A 16,888-nucleotide genomic window follows, 5' to 3' on the forward strand; every position below is an offset into this window, starting at 1 on the left:
CGCCTAAGCCTGAAACGCGGCTGGCCCTGCCAGCCACGTAAGCACCAGACTAACAGCCACTAAAGCCGGATTTTCCGGCTTTTTTAGGACTTCACCACGCCATTCAGCCACGCCTCGAAGCGCGCATAGGGCACATAGAGCGCCACATCGCGATAGAGCGTCTTCCCACTCCGGTTATCATCGATGCGGCTGCTGTAGCCGACAATCACCCCTGCCAGGGTATCGTCCGAGGCGTTATAGACCGCGCCGCCCGACATGCCTTTCACCACGCCGGCATTGGCCGCCACCACCACGCACGCCGCCTTGTTCCAGCTGTTCGCCAGCGAGGTATTGATCAGGTTCTCGCCGCTGGAACTGACCGGCATCGCGCTAATAAAGCTGTAGCCGTAAAGGTTCACCTTGTCGCCAATGCGGCTGTTGCGAAAGCGCGGCGGCAGATTCGCCTCGGCGTTTTTGTGGTAAACCACGGCGAGATCGCACTCAGGGTGCCACGCCTTCACGCGGTAAAGCGAAAATTTGGCGACGTGGGCGGCGGTCAGACTGTACTCCGCGGTAAGCGGAATGGTGGTGCCCAGCGTGCCCAGACCCAGCGCGGTCGGAATGCCGGTATAGGTCATATCGACGCGCTTTTGCGCTTCGCTGCTGTACTCATAGTGGCCGACGGAGCAGCCGCTGAGACCGAGCGCCATCAGGGCGATTAGCCGTTGCATATTCCCCTCCGCTTAAGAATGGCTTCACATTATCAGACAAGGCCTCTGGGGTATCGGCACGGCTCAACATTCCTTTACGCCATTAAATCAACAAACACAGCGCTTTGCTATCAAGCGTAGCGCGTAACCCGGCGGGATATTGTTAAGATTTTATCAAGCGTCAGGCGCGCTATTGTTGCGCCTGCGACAAAAGAGCCTTGCCGCACACAGGGTGTATGCAAACAGACGGCTATGATTTAATACTCGCCGTGACGAAGTTCAAATATTTATAACCGTCCACGCCCGGCGACCGCTGCGGCGTTCACCTGCTTATCGATTGGGAGAATGTGTTATGCCTGTTGCTTTACTGGCGCTGGCGCTGAGTGCGTTTGCGATTGGAACCACCGAGTTCGTCATCATGGGCCTGCTGCCTGAGGTGGCAGGCGATCTGCGGGTCTCCATCCCGTCTGCCGGCTGGCTGATCAGCGGCTATGCGCTGGGCGTCGCCATCGGCGCGCCGATTATGGCGCTGCTGACCGCCAGACTGCCGCGCAAGAAAACGCTTATCCTGCTGATGATCATCTTTATTATCGGCAACGTGCTCTGCGCGCTGGCCTACACCTACAACCTGCTGATGATGGCGCGGGTGATCACCGCGCTCTGCCATGGCGCCTTCTTTGGCATCGGCGCGGTGGTGGCGGCGAGCCTGGTCGCCCCCGCTCGCCAGGCGTCGGCGGTAGCGCTGATGTTCACCGGCCTGACGCTGGCGAACGTGCTCGGCGTGCCGCTCGGCACCTGGTTCGGTCAGCTGTTCGGCTGGCGCGCCACCTTCTGGGGCGTCGCCATCATCGGCGTGCTTGCCTTTATCGCGCTGATCGTCAGCCTGCCGACCAATAAAGAAGAGAAGCCGGTGCATCTGGCGAGCGAAATCAGCGCACTGGCCAACGGCAAGCTGTGGCTCTCGCTGCTGATGACGGTCTTCTTCGCCGCGGCGATGTTCGCGCTGTTCAGCTATATCGCGCCGCTGCTGCTGCAGGTTACCGGCATCAGCGCGCGCGGCGTCAGCTGGACGCTGTTCCTGATCGGCGCAGGCCTGACCGTCGGCAACATCCTCGGCGGCAAGCTGGCGGACTGGAAAGTCTCCTTCAGCCTGATCCTCAGCTTCTCGCTGATCGCCATCTTCTCGCTGCTGTTTAGCTGGACCAGCCATGCGCTGTGGCTGGCGGAAGTGACGCTGTTCCTGTGGGCGATGGCGACCTTCGCCACCGTGCCGGGCCTGCAGATCAATGTGGTGCGCCACGGCAAAGAGGCGCCGAACCTGGTCTCGACGCTGAACATCTCCGCCTTCAACGTCGGCAACGCGCTGGGCGCATGGGTCGGCGGCGCGGTCATCGGCCAGGGCTACGGCCTGACCGCCGTGCCGGTCGCCGCCGCCGCGCTGGCCGCCATCGGCCTGATTGTCTGCCTGATCACCTTCCGTAAATCGGGCGGCAACGCCGCCGCGGTGCGCGCCTAAGCCAGCCGCTCGGCGATACGCTGCGGAAAGTCGGCCACCTGGTTTGTCAGGTGGTCGACGAACGCCGCCACCAGCGCCGAGGCGGGGCGATGCAGCGGCCGCACCAGACTCACGGTAAAGGGCACCGCGACGCTGAAGCGCCGCATCACCACGCCGCTGTCGGCATAATCGAGCGCCGTCAGCGGATTCACCACCGAGATGCCCACGCCTGCGCGCACCATGGCGCAGACCGACGCCGCGCTGTGCGTCTCCAGCGCCAGCCTGCGCTCCACCCCCTGCTCATGAAACAGCGTATCCAGCAGCTGACGATAGCTGTCGGCGCGCGACAGGCTGACGTAATTTTCCCCGGCGAAATCCTGCGGCGTCAGCACCGCGCGCGCGCAGAGCGGATGATCCTGCGGCAGCACGCACACCTCGTCGCAGGTCAGCAGCGCCAGCCGCTCGGTGCCGGCGGGCGCATGCTGGGTTTCAGTCAGGCCGAGATCGTAGCGCTGCGCCGACAGCCACTCCTCCAGCAGCGGCGACTCCTGCGGAATGATATTTAAACTGACATCGGGATAGCGCTGCATAAAAGGCTGCACCAGCGGCGGCAGCAGCGACTGGGAAAAAACCGGCAGGCAGGCGATGGAAAGTTCACCCTGGCGAAACTGCCGCAGCCCGTCGGCCGCCTCCATAATGCGATCCAGCCCGTACCACGAGCGCTGCACCTCTTCGAACAGGCGCAGCCCCTGCACCGTGGGCTGCAGCCGACCGCGCACCCGGGAAAAGAGCCGCAGCCCCAGCTGCTTTTCCAGCCGCGCCAGCTCGCGGCTGACGGTGGGCTGCGAGGTGTTAAGCAGCGTGGCGGCCTGCGTCAGGTTGCCGCTGGTCATCACCGCGTGAAAGATTTCGATGTGTCGCCAGTTAATTTTCGCCATAGGAAACCATATCCATTTTGCATAGAAGCTATTAAAACAGATATTTTTCAGCATGGCATGCTTCTGGCCTAATAGGCGTAACCACAGGAGAATTTTTATGCCACGCGCTTTAACCGATCAGACCACCGCGCTCAACGCCGCGCAGCTGCTGCCGCTGGCGCAGCGCTATCCCGGCCCGTTCTGGGCCTATGACGCCCAGATTATTCAGCAGCGCATTGCGCAGCTGCACGATTTCGACGTGGTGCGCTTCGCGCAAAAAGCGTGCTCCAACATTCATATTCTGCGGCTGATGCGCGCGGCGGGCGTCAAAGTCGACTCGGTGTCGCTCGGCGAGATCGAGCGCGCGCTGGCGGCGGGCTTTCAGCCGGGCGGCGAGGATATCGTTTTTACCGCCGACCTGTTCGACCAGCCGACGCTGGCGCGCATTGCCGAACTCAAGGTGCCGGTCAACGCCGGCTCGGTGGATATGCTGCATCAGCTGGGCGCCGTCTCGCCGGGCCACGCGGTATGGCTGCGCATCAACCCCGGTTTCGGCCACGGCCACAGCCAGAAAACCAACACCGGCGGCGAAAACAGCAAGCACGGCATCTGGCACAGCGAACTGCCGCAGGCGCTGGCGGCGATTGAGCAGCACGGCCTGCGCCTGGTCGGGCTGCATATGCATATCGGCTCCGGCGTCGATTACGCGCATTTGCAGCAGGTGTGCGACGCGATGGTGGATCAGGTGATCGCGCTCGGCCATGACCTGGAGGCGATTTCTGCGGGCGGCGGCCTCTCGATTCCTTACCGCTTCGGCGAAGAGGCGATCGACACCGCGCACTATTTCGGCCTGTGGGACGCGGCGCGCCAGCGCATCGCCGCCCATCTCGGCCATCCGGTTAAGCTGGAGATTGAGCCGGGCCGCTTCCTTGTCGCCGAGTCCGGCGTGCTGGTGTCGCAGGTGCGCGCGGTGAAAAACATGGGCAGCCGCCACTTTGTGCTGGTAGACGCCGGCTTCAGCGATCTGATGCGTCCGTCGATGTACGGCAGCTATCACCATATTTCGCTGCTGGCGGGGGACGACCGCGCCATCGACCTACAGAACACGGTTGACAGCGTGGTGGCCGGGCCGCTGTGCGAATCGGGCGACGTCTTTACCCAGCTGGAAGGCGGCAAGGTCGAGACGCGCGCGCTGCCTGCGGCGCAGGTGGGCGACTATCTGGTGTTTCACGACACCGGCGCCTATGGCGCGTCGATGTCCTCTAACTACAACAGCCGCCCGCTGATCCCGGAAGTGCTGTTCGAACAGGGCCAGCCGCGTGAAATCCGCCGCGCGCAGACCATTCAGGAACTGCTGGCGCTGGAGCTGGGCTAAGGGGCGCGGGTGAACATCCTCTCTTTGCGCGACGCGCCGCAGTTTGCCGGTCAGGTCACCGACTGGCTGTGGCGCGCCTTCGACGCCGACAACAGCCGCGACTTTATGGCCAGCGTGGTGGCGAGTTCGCTAAGCGGGGCTGTGTTTCCCGTCACCTTCGTCGCCGTCGACGACGCGGGCAGGGCGCTGGGCACGGTGGGCTTCTGGCGCTGCGATCTGATCAGCCGCCAGGATCTCTTTCCCTGGCTCGCCGCGCTCTATGTCGATGACGCCGCGCGCGGCAGCGGCCTGAGCATGGCGCTGCAGCAGCATGTGATCGACTATGCGCGGCAGCGCGGCTACGACCGCCTGTGGCTCTGGTCAACCTTCGGCGGCTACTACGAATGCTGCGGCTGGACGCCAGCGGGCGAGGCGCTGGACTATCCCGATAAGCCCGTCAGGCTCTACCGCCGCGAGATTTAACCCGGCCCGCTCACCGAATGGCGCCGCACCAGCGTCGGGCTGAACATATGGGTCACTTCCGGCAGCGGCTGCGCATGGGCCAGCGCCAGCGCCAGCTGCGCCGCCTGCTGCGCCATAGTGACGATCGGGTAGCGCACCGTGGTCAGACGCGGGCGCACGTAGCGCGACACCAGCACGTCATCGAAGCCAATCAGCGACATCTCTTCCGGCACGCGCACGCCGTTGTCGCTCAGCACCGCCAGCGCGCCGGCGGCCATCGAATCGTTGTAGCAGGCGACGGCGCTAAAGTGGCGGCCGCGTCCCAGCAGCTCGGTCATCGCCTGTTCGCCGCCCACTTCATCCGGTTCGCCGAGGGTCACCAGCCGATCGTTGCAGGGCAGGCCGTGCTCTCTCAGAGCGTCGTAGTAGCCCTGCAGGCGATCTTCAGAGTCGGAAATGGGATGGGTCGAGCAGATAAAGGCAATGTTCTGGTGCCCCTGCTGGATCAGATGACGCGTCGCCAGCCAGGCGCCGTAGCGGTCGTCGAGCGCGATGCAGCGCTGCTCAAACCCTTTCAGCAGCCGGTTCAGCAGCACCATGCCCGGCACCTGCTTCATTAAAATTTCCAGTTCGGCGTCGGGAATTTTCTTGGCGTGCACCACCAGCGCGGCGCAGCGATGACGCATCAGCTGCTCTATTGCCTGACGCTCTTTTTGCTCATTGTGGTAACCGTTACCAATCAGCAAAAAGTTGCCGGTCTCGCCCGCCACCTCGTCTACCGCCTTGACCATGGCGCCAAAAAACGGGTCGGAAACGTCGCCGACCACCAGGCCTAAGGTTTCTGTCGACTGCTGCGCCAGGGCGCGCGCGTTGGCGTTGGGATGGTACTGCAGCTCCTCCATCGCCTGGCTGACGGCCTGGCGCGAGCTCTCGCTGGCTTTTGGCGAATTGTTAATCACACGGGAAACCGTCGCGACGGAGACACCCGCCAGTCTGGCAACATCCTTAATCGTAGCCATGCCTCGACCTGCTTTAGGGAAAACGTTTACACATGGCAGCAGTGTTACGGAAAAGCTGCCCTGTATCAAGCCAGCAGAATGTCTGCGCCGTCGCAAAAAGGGGCAAAACTCCAGGCTTAACCCGGCGCCGTCTCGCGTGGTATCCTGCTTTTTTCCCTTACCTGCCGTAAAAGAAACCATGAAAAAGCGAGTGCCACATCTGGCGCACTGGGGCGCCTTCACCGCCGTGACGGAAAACGATCGCCTGATCGGCTGCGAGCCGTTCTTCGCCGACGCCGACCCGTCGCCGATGCTGAATACTATTCCCGAACTGGTCTACTCCGACAGGCGTATCCGCCAGCCGATGGTGCGCCGCTCCTGGCTGAAATCGCGCGAGAACAGCGATCGCACGCTGCGCGGACGAGAAGATTTCGTCGCCGTCGACTGGGAGACGGCGCTGGACCTGGTGGCGGAGGAAAATCGCCGCGTTCGCGAGCGCTACGGCGCGTCAGGCATTTTTAATGGCTCTTACGGCTGGTCGTCGGCGGGCCGCGTCAACCATGCGCGCACCCTGGTGCGGCGCTTCTATTTTCAGGGCGGCGGCGGCGTCGATCAGCAGGGCAACTACAGCTGGGGTGCGGCGCAGTTCTTTTTGCCCTATGTGATCGGCACCTATATGCCGCTGACCGGACGCGTCACCGACTGGCCGCAGGTGGTCGAGCACGCGGAGATTTTCGTCGCCTTCGGTGGTCTGGCGCTGAAAAACGCCCAGGTCGCCTCGGGCGGCGCGGGTCAGCACAGCCTGAAGCCGGCGCTGGAGCAGCTGACGGCCAAAGGCACGCCGATTATCAATATCAGCCCGATGCGCGACGACTGCCCGGCGTTCGTCAACGCCGACTGGATCCCGATTCGCCCTAACACCGACGTGGCGCTGATGCTGGCGCTCGGCTACGAAATCACCCAGCGCCACGCGGTGGACGAGGCGTTCCTCGCCAGCCACTGCACCGGCTGGCCGCAGCTGCGTGCCTACCTGCTGGGTGAAAGCGACGGCGTCGCCAAAAGCGCCGGCTGGGCGAGCCGCATTACCGGCATCCCGCCGGAACGTATCGTCCAGCTGGCGGAGCAGCTGATCGGCAAGCGCAGCTTTATTACCTGTTCCTACTCCGTGCAGCGCGCCCATCGCGGCGAGCAGCCCTACTGGATGATGATCGCGCTCTCGTCGATGCTCGGCCAGCCGGGGCTGCCGGGCGCCGGCTTCTCGTTCGGCCACGGCTCAATGAACAGCGTCGGCAACCCGCGTCAGGATGGCCCGGCGCCGCTGATGGCCACCGGCCCTAATCCATCCGGCCTGTCGATTCCGGTGGCGCGCATCAGCGATATGCTGCTCAATCCCGGCCAGCCCTACAGCTTCCAGGGCGAGACGCTGACCTATCCCGATATCCACATGGTGCACTGGGCAGGCGGTAATCCCTTTCATCACCATCAGCAGCTTAACCGCCTGGTCGAAGGCTGGCAGAAGCCCGACACCGTAGTGGTGCAGGATATCGTCTGGACGCCGGCGGCGCAGATGGCGGATATCGTGCTGCCCGCCACCACCACGCTGGAGCGCAACGATATTGGCGGATCGTCGCGCGACCGTTTTGTGCTGGCGATGCATCAGGCGGTGAAACCGCAGCACCAGGCGCGCAACGACTTCGATATTTTCGCCGACCTGGCGGAACGCCTCGGCTATCGCGAGCAGTTCACCGAAGGGCGCAACGAGCGTCAGTGGATCGAGCACCTCTACCAGCAGTGCGCGGTGGCGCACGCGCGCAAAGGCATCGACTTCCCGGAGTTCGCGGAGTTCTGGTCGCGCGGCTTTGTTGAGATCCCGGAAGGGGGCAAGCCCTACGTCTTTATGGACGATTTCCGCGCCGATCCGCTCAGCCATCCGATTCAGACCGCCAGCGGCAAGATCGAGCTGTTCAGCCAGACTATCGCCGATTACGGCCTGGCCGATTTCGCCGGTCATCCCGAATGGCGCGAGCCGCAGGAGTGGCTGGGCGCGGCGCTGAGCGAGCGATTCCCGCTGCATATGATCTCCATCCAGCCGTCGGATCGGCTGCACAGCCAGCTTGACGCCACGCCAACGGTGCAGGGCAACAAAACCGCCGGTCATGAAACCCTCTATCTGCATCCGCAGGACGCGGCGGCGCGCGACATCGGCGACGGCGAGGTGGTTGAGGTGCATAACGCGCGCGGCGCAATGCTGGCGGGCGTGCGCCTGACCGACGGACTGACGCCAGGGGTGGTGATCGTCGCCACCGGCGCCTGGTTCGATCCCGGCTTCGGCGCGGAGTGGCAGCCGTTTGACCGCGCGGGCAACCCCAACGTGCTGACGCTTGATATCGGCACCTCGTCGCTGACGCAGGGGCCAAACGCCATGAGCTGTCTGGTGGACATTAAAAAACATGCGGTTTGCAAAATCGCTTAATAAACTCATGGCTGGTTACATTTTGCCGGACACTGTTGCGTTTCAGTGATGGCAGCCCGTCTCGCGGCCTTGCTACAGTCAGGGTCCCAGAGGTATTGATGGGTGAACATCAACAGTTTTTCTTGATTACACCGACCTGCGCAGATGCGCAGGTTTTTTTTCGCCCGCCGCGCCAATTACGAACTGATACACAGTTTTCCTGTTAACGGCGTAACGCTTTCTTTATAACTGCTCGCGTGGATGTCTCTTTTCATTTTCTTTGCAGCGGATTGCTATGCCCCGGATAAAAAAACTACTGGGAAAAGACCAGATCAAAGCCCCGTTCAACCCGTTTCGTTTCCGCCTGATCTGCCTTGGCGTGCTGACCTGTATGGTGGTGCTGCTGGCGCGCATCGCCGATCTGCAGTTCCTTAATCAGCCGATGCTGGAGCATGAGGCGGACCAGCGCTCGCTGCGCACCGTGACGCTGCCGACCAACCGCGGCACGCTGCTGGACCGCAATGGCGAAGCGCTGGCGCTTTCGGTGCCGTCGCGCGACGTGATCGCCGATCCAATGCGCGTGCTGGAGGCGAATCCCGATTTCCTCAGCGCCAAATGGGCCTACCTGGCGTCGGCGTTGAATATGCGGCCGGAGCAGATCGCCGCGCAGATCACCGCCAATCCCAAACGCCGCTTTCTCTATCTGGGCCGTAAAATCGAGCTGGGCATCGCCAAAGATATCGCCGAGCTGCGCCTGAAAGGCATCAGCGAAGTCTATGACGACAGCCGCTTCTACCCGATGAGCGAGGCGGCCGCGCCGCTGATCGGCATCGTCGGTGCCGACAATGTCGGCCTGAACGGGCTGGAGAAGGGTTATGACAAGCTGCTGCAGGGCGTGCCGGGCAAAGAGGTTTACCGTCAGGACGCGGCGGGCCACATTATCTCTATGTTGAGCTATACGCCACCGACGCAGCCGCCGACGGTGCAGCTGAGCATCGACAAGTTCGATCAGTACACGCTTTACAGCAAGCTGCGCGACGGCGTGCTGCTCAACAAGGCGGACTCCGGCGCGGCGGTGCTGGTGAAGATCGACACCGGCGAAATCCTCGGCATGGCCTCTTATCCGTCGTTTAACCCCAATAACTACGACGGCGCGACCCCGGCGCAGATGCGCAACGCGGCGATCAACGACAGCTACGAGCCAGGCTCCACGGTGAAGCCGCTGGTGGTGATGGAAGGGCTGGAGCGCCATCTGGTGCGCCCCGATTCGGTGATCGACACCACGCCCTATCGCGTTAACGGCCACCTGATCCGCGACGTCGGCCACTGGCCGCGCCTCACCATGACCGGCATTCTGCAGAAGTCGAGCGACATCGGCGTCTCCCATATCGCGCTGGCGATGCCCGCCGAGGCGCTGGTTAATACCTATCAGGCGTTCGGCCTGGGCAAACCCACCGGGCTGGGGCTGACCGGCGAGAGCGTCGGCTACTTCCCGGCGCACCGACAGCGCTGGGCGGATATCGAACGCGCCACTTTCTCCTTCGGCTACGGTTTACGCGTGACGCCGCTGCAGATCGCGCGCGAATACGCCACCCTGGGCTCGTTCGGCGTCTACCGTCCGCTGTCGATCACCCGCGTCACGCCGCCGGTGCTCGGCAGGCAGGTGGCGAACCCGGAAACGGTGAAAGAGGTGGTGCATATGCTGGAGAGCGACGTGCTGCCGGGCGGCACCGGGATTAAAGCGGCGGTACCGGGCTACCGTCTGGCGACCAAAACCGGCACCGCGGAGAAGATGGGCGACAGCGGCAAGTATGACGGCGGCTATATCAACTACACCGCCGGCATCGCGCCCGCCAGCCACCCGGAAGTGGCGCTGGTGGTGATGATTAACCATCCCACCGCCGGCGATCACTTCGGCGGCTCGGTGGCCGCGCCCATCTTCGGCAATATCATGGGGCCGGTGCTGAAGCATATGAATATCGCGCCGGACGCCATCTACAGCGCCCCTTCGGATAAATCTTAATAAAATCAATGTGTAACCGGGTATGGAACTTATTCATACCTGGTTTCATTTCCCCGAATTCCGTTGCGTTTTCGCGCTGTTTTGTCCTGACGCCGCATGCGAGTATAGCGCTCCCAGAGGTATTGATAGGTGCGAAAACGCGCTGCTCCAGGCAGCGATATCCGCAAGGATAATCCACCCTGTTTATTGCACCAACCCACGCGGATGCGTGGGTTTTTTTTGCCTGCTGTTACCGGTTTGCCACCTGCTCACATCTCTTAACCCGCTCTTAACGCTTTGCCGCGTATAAAAAAATCGCCGCTGTGGCAGGCTACTCGCAACGAAACGTTGTGCCGCATTCCATAACGGATCGCCAGCCTTTTGCGGCGTGGGTAGCGTCGCAAAAGGCGTTTTATCGCTGATGGAAGAATCTATGCCGAAAACCAAAGATCGAACGCCGCGCGGCGAGGGGAAATCCGCTGCGTTTCAACTGCGCATTCCGCCACAGCTGCACCAGCAGCTGCGCGAGCTCACCGAGGCGGAAAACGTCACGCTCGGCTGCTGGCTGAAAGAGCTGGCGCGGCGCGAGCTGCGTCGTCGCGGCATCATCCCTCAGGGATAAGCTGGCCCGATCCTGAACGAAACGTGCGGGATCGCCGCACGAAAGGTTTAGGGTTATCGTTTGGAAAATATATTTTACGCAACCTTAACAGCTTCCTGATCCGCCTCTCCCTACAATAGTTCTCCTTCTGAGAGTAATCACTCTCATTACTTTCACCTGCTTATGATGAGAAGAACTATGCGCCTGAAACTCCTTTCTGCCAGCGTGGTGTTTTTACTGGCGGCCTGCGATCAGGGAGGCGGCCAGCCTGCGGCCTCCAGCGTGCCGCAAGTGGGCGTCACTACGGTAAACAGCCAGCCCGTGACCCTGCTGACGCAGCTCCCCGGCCGCACTAACGCGGTGAAAACGGCGGAGGTGCGCCCGCAGGTCAGCGGCGTGGTGCAGAAACTGCTGTTTACCGAAGGCGGCGAAGTGAAGGCGGGGCAGCCGCTCTACCAGATCGATCCGGCCACCTATAAAGCGGCCTATGACAAAGCGCTGGCCAGCTGGCAGAACGACGCCATGGTGGTTAAGCGCTATCAGCCGCTGGCGGCGGCGCACGCCATCAGCCAGCAAACCTATGACGACGCCGTCGCCGCCGAGCGCTCAGCCAAAGCCGACGTCGAGACCGCTAAAGTCAATCTCGACTATACGCTGGTGAAAGCGCCGATCGCCGGGCATATCAGCCGCTCGCTGGTGACCGCCGGGGCGCTGGTGACCAACGGTCAGAGCGACTACCTCGCCACTATTCAGCAGCTCGATCCAATCTACGTCGACGTCAGCGAATCGGTGGCGGATCTGCTGCGCCTGCGTCGCGCCATGGCGCAGGGCAAGCTGGCAAAGGTGGACGACAACACCGCCGCCGTGAAGCTGCAGCTGGAAGATGGCAGCGCCTATCCGCTGGAGGGCAAGCTCGCCTTCTCTGAGGTGAACGTCAGCGAAACCACCGGCACCGTCGTGCTGCGTGCCGTTTTCCCCAATCCGCATAATGAGCTGCTGCCCGGCATGTACGTGCACGCGATTCTGCCGCAGGGGGTGCAGCAGCAGGGCATTCTGCTGCCGCAGGAGGCGATCATGCATGACACCAAAGGGCAGCCCTACGTTTACGTCGTCAAAGGGGACAGCAGCGTTGAACAGCGCAGCATCACCACCGGCGAGATGGTGAAAGGGGACTGGCTGGTCAACAGCGGCCTGAAGAGCGGCGAGCAGGTGATCGTCAACGGTCTGCAAAGCGTGCGCAGCGGCAGCAAGGTCAAGGCCGTGGCCGCCACTACACAGGATACGCCTGACGCAGGCAGCGTCAGCCTGTCGATGACCGATCCGTCGGCCCAGTAAGGAGAGGTCATGTCTACATTCTTTATCAAGCGTCCGATTTTCGCCTGGGTTGTGGCGATCATCGTGATGCTGGTCGGCGCCATCGCTGCGCTGAACCTGCCGGTGAATCAGTATCCCGATATTTCGCCGCCGGCGGTGTCGATCTCGGTAACCTATCCCGGCGCCAGCGCGGAAACCACGCAGAACACCGTGGTGCAGGTGATCGAGCAGCAGCTTAACGGGCTGGACGGCCTGCGCTATCTCGAGTCGAGCAGCGCCAGCGACGGCAGCGCGCAGATCATCGCCACCTTTAATCAGGGCATTAACCCCGATATCGCGCAGGTGCAGGTGCAGGACCGCGTCTCGCTGGCCGAGTCGCAGCTTCCCTCCGACGTCACCCAGCAGGGCATCCGCATCCGCAAATACCAGAAAAACTTCATGATGGTAATTGGCCTGATCTCGAAAGACGGCAAGCTGAGCAACAGCGATCTGGCGGATATGCTGGTGTCGAAGCTGGAGGATCCCATCTCGCGCACTAAAGGCGTGGGCGACTTTATGGTGCTGGGCTCGGAGTATGCGATGCGCATCTGGCTCGATCCGGCGAAGCTCTACAAATATAACCTGATGCCGAGCGACGTCAGCACCGCCATCAGCAACCAGAACGTGCAGGTGTCGTCCGGCTCGCTCGGCGGCCTGCCGACCATTCCCGACGCCAAAACCAGCGCCACCATTCTGGGCAAGTCGCGCTTCACCACGGTGAAGCAGTTTGAAAACGTGCTGCTCAAGGTCAACAGCGACGGCGCGCAGATCCGCCTGAAGGATGTCGCCAGCGTGGCGCTGGGGCCGCAGAGCTACACCATCGACTCGATTATGAACGGCAAGCCCTCCGCCGGCATCGCGCTGCGGCTGGCCACCGGGGCGAACGAGCTGGATACCGCCAACGCGGTGCGCGCCACCATCGCCTCGTTGAAGGATGCGCTGCCGGACAACGTCGAGGTCACTTATCCCTACGACACCTCGCCGGTGGTGAGCGCCTCGATCGAAGAGGTGGTGAAAACCCTGATCGAAGCGATTGTGCTGGTCTTCTTCGTGATGCTGATCTTCCTGCAGAACCTGCGCGCCACGCTGATCACCACCATGGTGGTGCCGGTGGTGCTGCTCGGCACCTTCGGCATTCTCGCCGCCTTCGGCTACAGCGTAAACACCCTGACGATGTTCGGCATGGTGCTGGCGATAGGGCTGCTGGTGGATGATGCCATCGTGGTGGTGGAGAACGTCGAACGCGTGATGCACGAAGAGCAGCTCGATCCCGAGGCCGCCACCATTAAGTCGATGCAGCAGATCCAGGGCGCGCTGTTCGGCATCGCGCTGGTGCTCTCGGCGGTGCTGCTGCCGATGGCCTTTTTCTCCGGCTCGACCGGTGTGATCTATCGCCAGTTCTCTGTCACCATCGTGTCGGCGATGGCGCTCTCGGTGCTGATGGCGCTGATTTTCACCCCGGCGCTCTGCGCCACGCTGCTGAAGCGCGCTTCGGCGGAGCATAAAACCACCGGTCTGGCGGGCTGGTTCAACCGCTACTTCGACCGCGGCACGCTGCACTACCAGCGCGGCGTCAGCAAGGTGATTTCGCGGCGCGGCCTGTTTATCCTGGTTTATCTGGCGATCGTCGGCGTCACCGGCTTCCTCTTCACCCGCGTGCCAACCACCTTTCTGCCCGATGAAGATCAGGGGCTGATGATGGTGCAGGTGACGCTGCCGGTGAACGCCTCGTCGCAGCGCACGCAGCAGGTGCTGAACGACCTCAACGACTATCTGCAAAAGAACGAAGCCTCGGTGGTGACCACCATGTTCGGCGTCAACGGCTTTAACTTCGCCGGACGCGGGCAGAACAGCGGCATGGCCTTTGTGCGCACCAAAGACTGGAGCGAGCGGACGCAGAGCAGTCAGAGCGTCAAGGCGCTGGCGGCGCGCATCCGCGCCCACTTCGCCAGCTACCCGAACGCGAAGATCTTCGCCATGGTGCCGCCTGCGGTGATGGAGCTGGGCAACGCCACCGGCTTCGACTTCTATCTGCAGGATACCGCCGGCCACAGCCATCAGCAGATGATGGACGCGACCCATCAGTTCGTGCAGCTGGCGAACCAGGATCCGCGTCTGGCGCAGGTGCGCATGAACGGCATGGAAGATGAGCCGATGTTCCAGCTGGAGATCAACGACGAACGCGCCAGCGCGCTCGGCCTCAGCATGACTGACATTAACAACACGCTGTCGGTGGCCTGGGGCTCCAGCTATATCGACCAGTTTATGTACAACGGCCGCGTCAAGCAGGTCTATCTGATGGGCAAGGCGGCGTCGCGCGTCACGCCGGAGGATCTCAACAAGTGGTACTTCCGCAACAGCAGCGGAACCATGGTGCCGTTCTCCGCCTTCGCCAGCGGCAAATGGGTCAGCGGCTCGCCGCACTTTGAGCGCTTCAACGGCATGACCGCAGAGGAGATCCAGGGCTCGCCGGCGGCGGGCTACAGCAGCGGCGAGGCGATGAAGGCGGTCGAGGCGATCGCGGCGAAGCTGCCGCAAGGCTTCCGCGTGCAGTGGTACGGCATCTCCTATGAGGAGCAGGCGTCCGGCTCGCAGACCACGCAGCTCTACGCTATCTCAATCCTCGTGGTGTTCCTCTGCCTGGCGGCGCTCTATGAGAGCTGGTCGATCCCGCTGTCGGTGATCCTGGTGGTGCCGCTCGGCATTCTCGGCACCATCAGCGCGGTGCTGCTGCGCGGCCTGCAGAACGACGTCTTCTTCCAGGTCGGGCTGCTGACCACCGTCGGGCTGGCGGCGAAAAACGCCATCCTGATCGTCGAGTTCGCCAAAGAGCTGCACGAGCGCGAAGGCCGAACCCTGGTGGAGGCGGCGGTCGAGGCGGCGCGGCTGCGTATCCGTCCCATCATCATGACCTCGATGGCCTTTATTCTTGGCGTGCTGCCGCTGACGATATCCAACGGCGCGGGCGCGGGCAGTCAGCACTCTATCGGCACGGCGGTGGCGGGCGGCATGATTACCGCCACCTTCCTCGCCATCTTTTTTGTTCCCATGTTCTATGTGGTGGTGGCGCAGCTCTTCTCGCGTAAGAAGAGAGGCGCGGCCGCTGAGGAAGTCAATCATGATCGTTAATGTTCGCTGGACGCTGCTGCCGCTGGTCGCCGCGCTGGCGGGATGTAGTTTACAGCCTGAATACCATCGTCCGGCGATGCCGGTAGAGACGCGCTACGACCAGCCGACGCCGGTCGGCAACGTGGCGGATCTGCCGTGGCAGCGCTTCTTTACCGACGCCGGCATGCGCCAGCTGATCGCGCTGTCGCTGCAAAACAACCGTGACCTGCGCGTCGCTGCGCTCAACGTCGAGCAGGCGCGCGCCACGGTGCAGGTCAACCGCGCCGCGCTGCTGCCGTCGATCAGCGCCACCGCCAGCCAGACCTCGGCGCACGAGCCGGCCAATCTCTACAACACCAAAACCACCGGCGCGGTGACCTATCACGAGCTGAACGCCGGGCTGGGCGTCACCTCGTGGGAGCTCGACTTCTTCGGCCGTCTGCGCAGCCTGAGCAACGAGGCGCAGGAGCAGTATCTCTCCACCGAGGCGACCGAGCGCGCCACGCGTATCTCGCTGATCGCCCAGGTGGCGTCGGCCTGGCTGACGCTCTGTTCCGATAACGATCTGCTGCACCTGGCGCAGCAGACCGCGCAGAGCCAGCAGAAATCGTACCAGCTGACGCAGCTCAGCTATCGCGGCGGAGTCAGCAGCGATCTGGACGTGGCGCAGGCGGAGAGCACGGTGCGCAGCGCCGAGGCGGATGTGGCGAGCTACACGCGCCAGGTGCGCCAGGATGTGGACGCGCTGCGCCTGCTGGCGGGCGCCGATCTGCCGGTCGATCTGCTGAAAAACGCCACGCTGAACAGCCGCTGGGACTTCCCGGCGACGCCGGCGGGCCTGCCGTCCGATCTGCTGACGCGCCGCCCGGACATTATCGCCGCCGAGCATGCGCTGAAGGCGGCCAACGCCAATATCGGCGCGGCGCGCGCCGCCTTTTTCCCCAGCATTTCGCTGACGACGTCGGGCGGCTCGACCAGCAGTTCGCTGGGGCATCTGCTGGAGGGCGGCACCGCCTCCTGGTCTTTTGTGCCCTCTATCAACCTGCCGATCTTCGACGGCGGCGTGAATCAGGCCAACCTGGATATCGCCCATATCGAGAAGCGCATCGAGATTGCTAACTATGAGAAGGCGATCCAGACCGCGTTTAAAGAGGTGAACGACGCGCTGGCCGGACAGGACACCTGGCAGGATCAGCTGGCGGCCCTGCAAAAAGAGGTGGCGGCGAACCAGCGCGATTACGACTATTCTGAATTGCGCTACAAGCAAGGCGTTGACAACTATCTGAATGTGTTAGTGGCACAGCGTTCGCTCTACAGCGCGCGGCAGGCGTGGATCGCCGCGCGTCTGGGCCAGCTAAACCAGAAAATCACGCTGTATGAAGCGCTGGGCGGCGGCTGGAAAGCCTGATTTTTCTTAACGAAACCCTTACGGTTTGCCGATGGAAAAATAGCCGCGC

12 protein-coding genes are annotated in these 16,888 nt (G+C 62.7%); 9 read left to right on the forward strand and 3 right to left on the reverse strand.

Translation table 11 applies throughout. From position 1 onward, the window contains the following. Positions 1-83: 83 nt before the first annotated feature. Positions 84-710, reverse strand: a complete 627-nt coding sequence (locus B2J69_RS17520; protein ID WP_081140918.1) for a hypothetical protein — start codon at positions 708-710, stop codon at positions 84-86. A gap of 331 nt (positions 711-1,041) precedes the next feature. Here B2J69_RS17520 and B2J69_RS17525 point away from each other — a divergent pair, with 331 nt between their 5' ends. Then, positions 1,042-2,205 (forward strand): MFS transporter, encoded by a 1,164-nt coding sequence (locus tag B2J69_RS17525; protein WP_081140919.1) that lies wholly within the window; start codon positions 1,042-1,044, stop codon positions 2,203-2,205. On the opposite strand, the gene B2J69_RS17530 is transcribed toward B2J69_RS17525, so the two are convergent. Continuing rightward, on the reverse strand, positions 2,202-3,122 hold the full coding sequence (locus B2J69_RS17530; protein ID WP_081140995.1) for a LysR family transcriptional regulator: 921 nt from the start codon (positions 3,120-3,122) through the stop codon (positions 2,202-2,204). The two genes, B2J69_RS17525 and B2J69_RS17530, sit on opposite strands and share 4 nt — an antisense overlap. A gap of 97 nt (positions 3,123-3,219) precedes the next feature. On the opposite strand from B2J69_RS17530, the gene lysA reads away from it, so the two are divergent. Together lysA and B2J69_RS17540 are read left to right on the forward strand one after the other, a co-directional pair. Further along, positions 3,220-4,476, forward strand: a complete 1,257-nt coding sequence (gene lysA, locus B2J69_RS17535) for a diaminopimelate decarboxylase (RefSeq protein ID WP_081140920.1) — start codon at positions 3,220-3,222, stop codon at positions 4,474-4,476. A gap of 9 nt (positions 4,477-4,485) precedes the next feature. Continuing rightward, positions 4,486-4,938: a GNAT family N-acetyltransferase gene (locus B2J69_RS17540; protein ID WP_081140921.1), complete on the forward strand. Its 453-nt coding sequence runs from the start codon at positions 4,486-4,488 to the stop codon at positions 4,936-4,938. Here the strand turns inward: B2J69_RS17540 and galR are convergent. Further along, entirely contained in the window at positions 4,935-5,936 is a 1,002-nt protein-coding gene (gene galR / locus B2J69_RS17545) for an HTH-type transcriptional regulator GalR (protein WP_081140922.1), read from the reverse strand. The genes B2J69_RS17540 and galR overlap by 4 nt on opposite strands. A gap of 178 nt (positions 5,937-6,114) precedes the next feature. On the opposite strand from galR, the gene B2J69_RS17550 reads away from it, so the two are divergent. From B2J69_RS17550 to B2J69_RS17575, 6 genes are all read left to right on the forward strand, one after another. Then, positions 6,115-8,388, forward strand: a complete 2,274-nt coding sequence (locus B2J69_RS17550; protein WP_081140923.1) for a molybdopterin guanine dinucleotide-containing S/N-oxide reductase — start codon at positions 6,115-6,117, stop codon at positions 8,386-8,388. Positions 8,389-8,662: 274 nt separating this feature from the next. Beyond that, the gene (locus B2J69_RS17555) at positions 8,663-10,390 is read left to right on the forward strand and encodes a penicillin-binding transpeptidase domain-containing protein (protein WP_081140924.1); all 1,728 of its coding nucleotides are present in this window, start codon (positions 8,663-8,665) and stop codon (positions 10,388-10,390) included. 412 nt (positions 10,391-10,802) lie between these two features. Next, entirely contained in the window at positions 10,803-10,991 is a 189-nt protein-coding gene (locus B2J69_RS17560; RefSeq protein ID WP_081140996.1) for a condensation domain-containing protein, read from the forward strand. 177 nt (positions 10,992-11,168) lie between these two features. Then, complete coding sequence (locus B2J69_RS17565; protein WP_081140925.1) at positions 11,169-12,305, forward strand: efflux RND transporter periplasmic adaptor subunit; 1,137 nt, start codon at positions 11,169-11,171, stop codon at positions 12,303-12,305. Between the two features lie 9 nt (positions 12,306-12,314). After that, positions 12,315-15,452 (forward strand): efflux RND transporter permease subunit, encoded by a 3,138-nt coding sequence (locus tag B2J69_RS17570; protein ID WP_081140926.1) that lies wholly within the window; start codon positions 12,315-12,317, stop codon positions 15,450-15,452. Beyond that, on the forward strand, positions 15,442-16,839 hold the full coding sequence (locus B2J69_RS17575) for an efflux transporter outer membrane subunit (RefSeq protein ID WP_081140927.1): 1,398 nt from the start codon (positions 15,442-15,444) through the stop codon (positions 16,837-16,839). Before B2J69_RS17570 ends, B2J69_RS17575 begins: the two co-directional genes overlap by 11 nt. The last annotated feature ends 49 nt before the right edge of the window (positions 16,840-16,888 follow it).

The organism is Pantoea latae (genome assembly GCF_002077695.1).
Taxonomy (GTDB): domain Bacteria; phylum Pseudomonadota; class Gammaproteobacteria; order Enterobacterales; family Enterobacteriaceae; genus Pantoea; species Pantoea latae.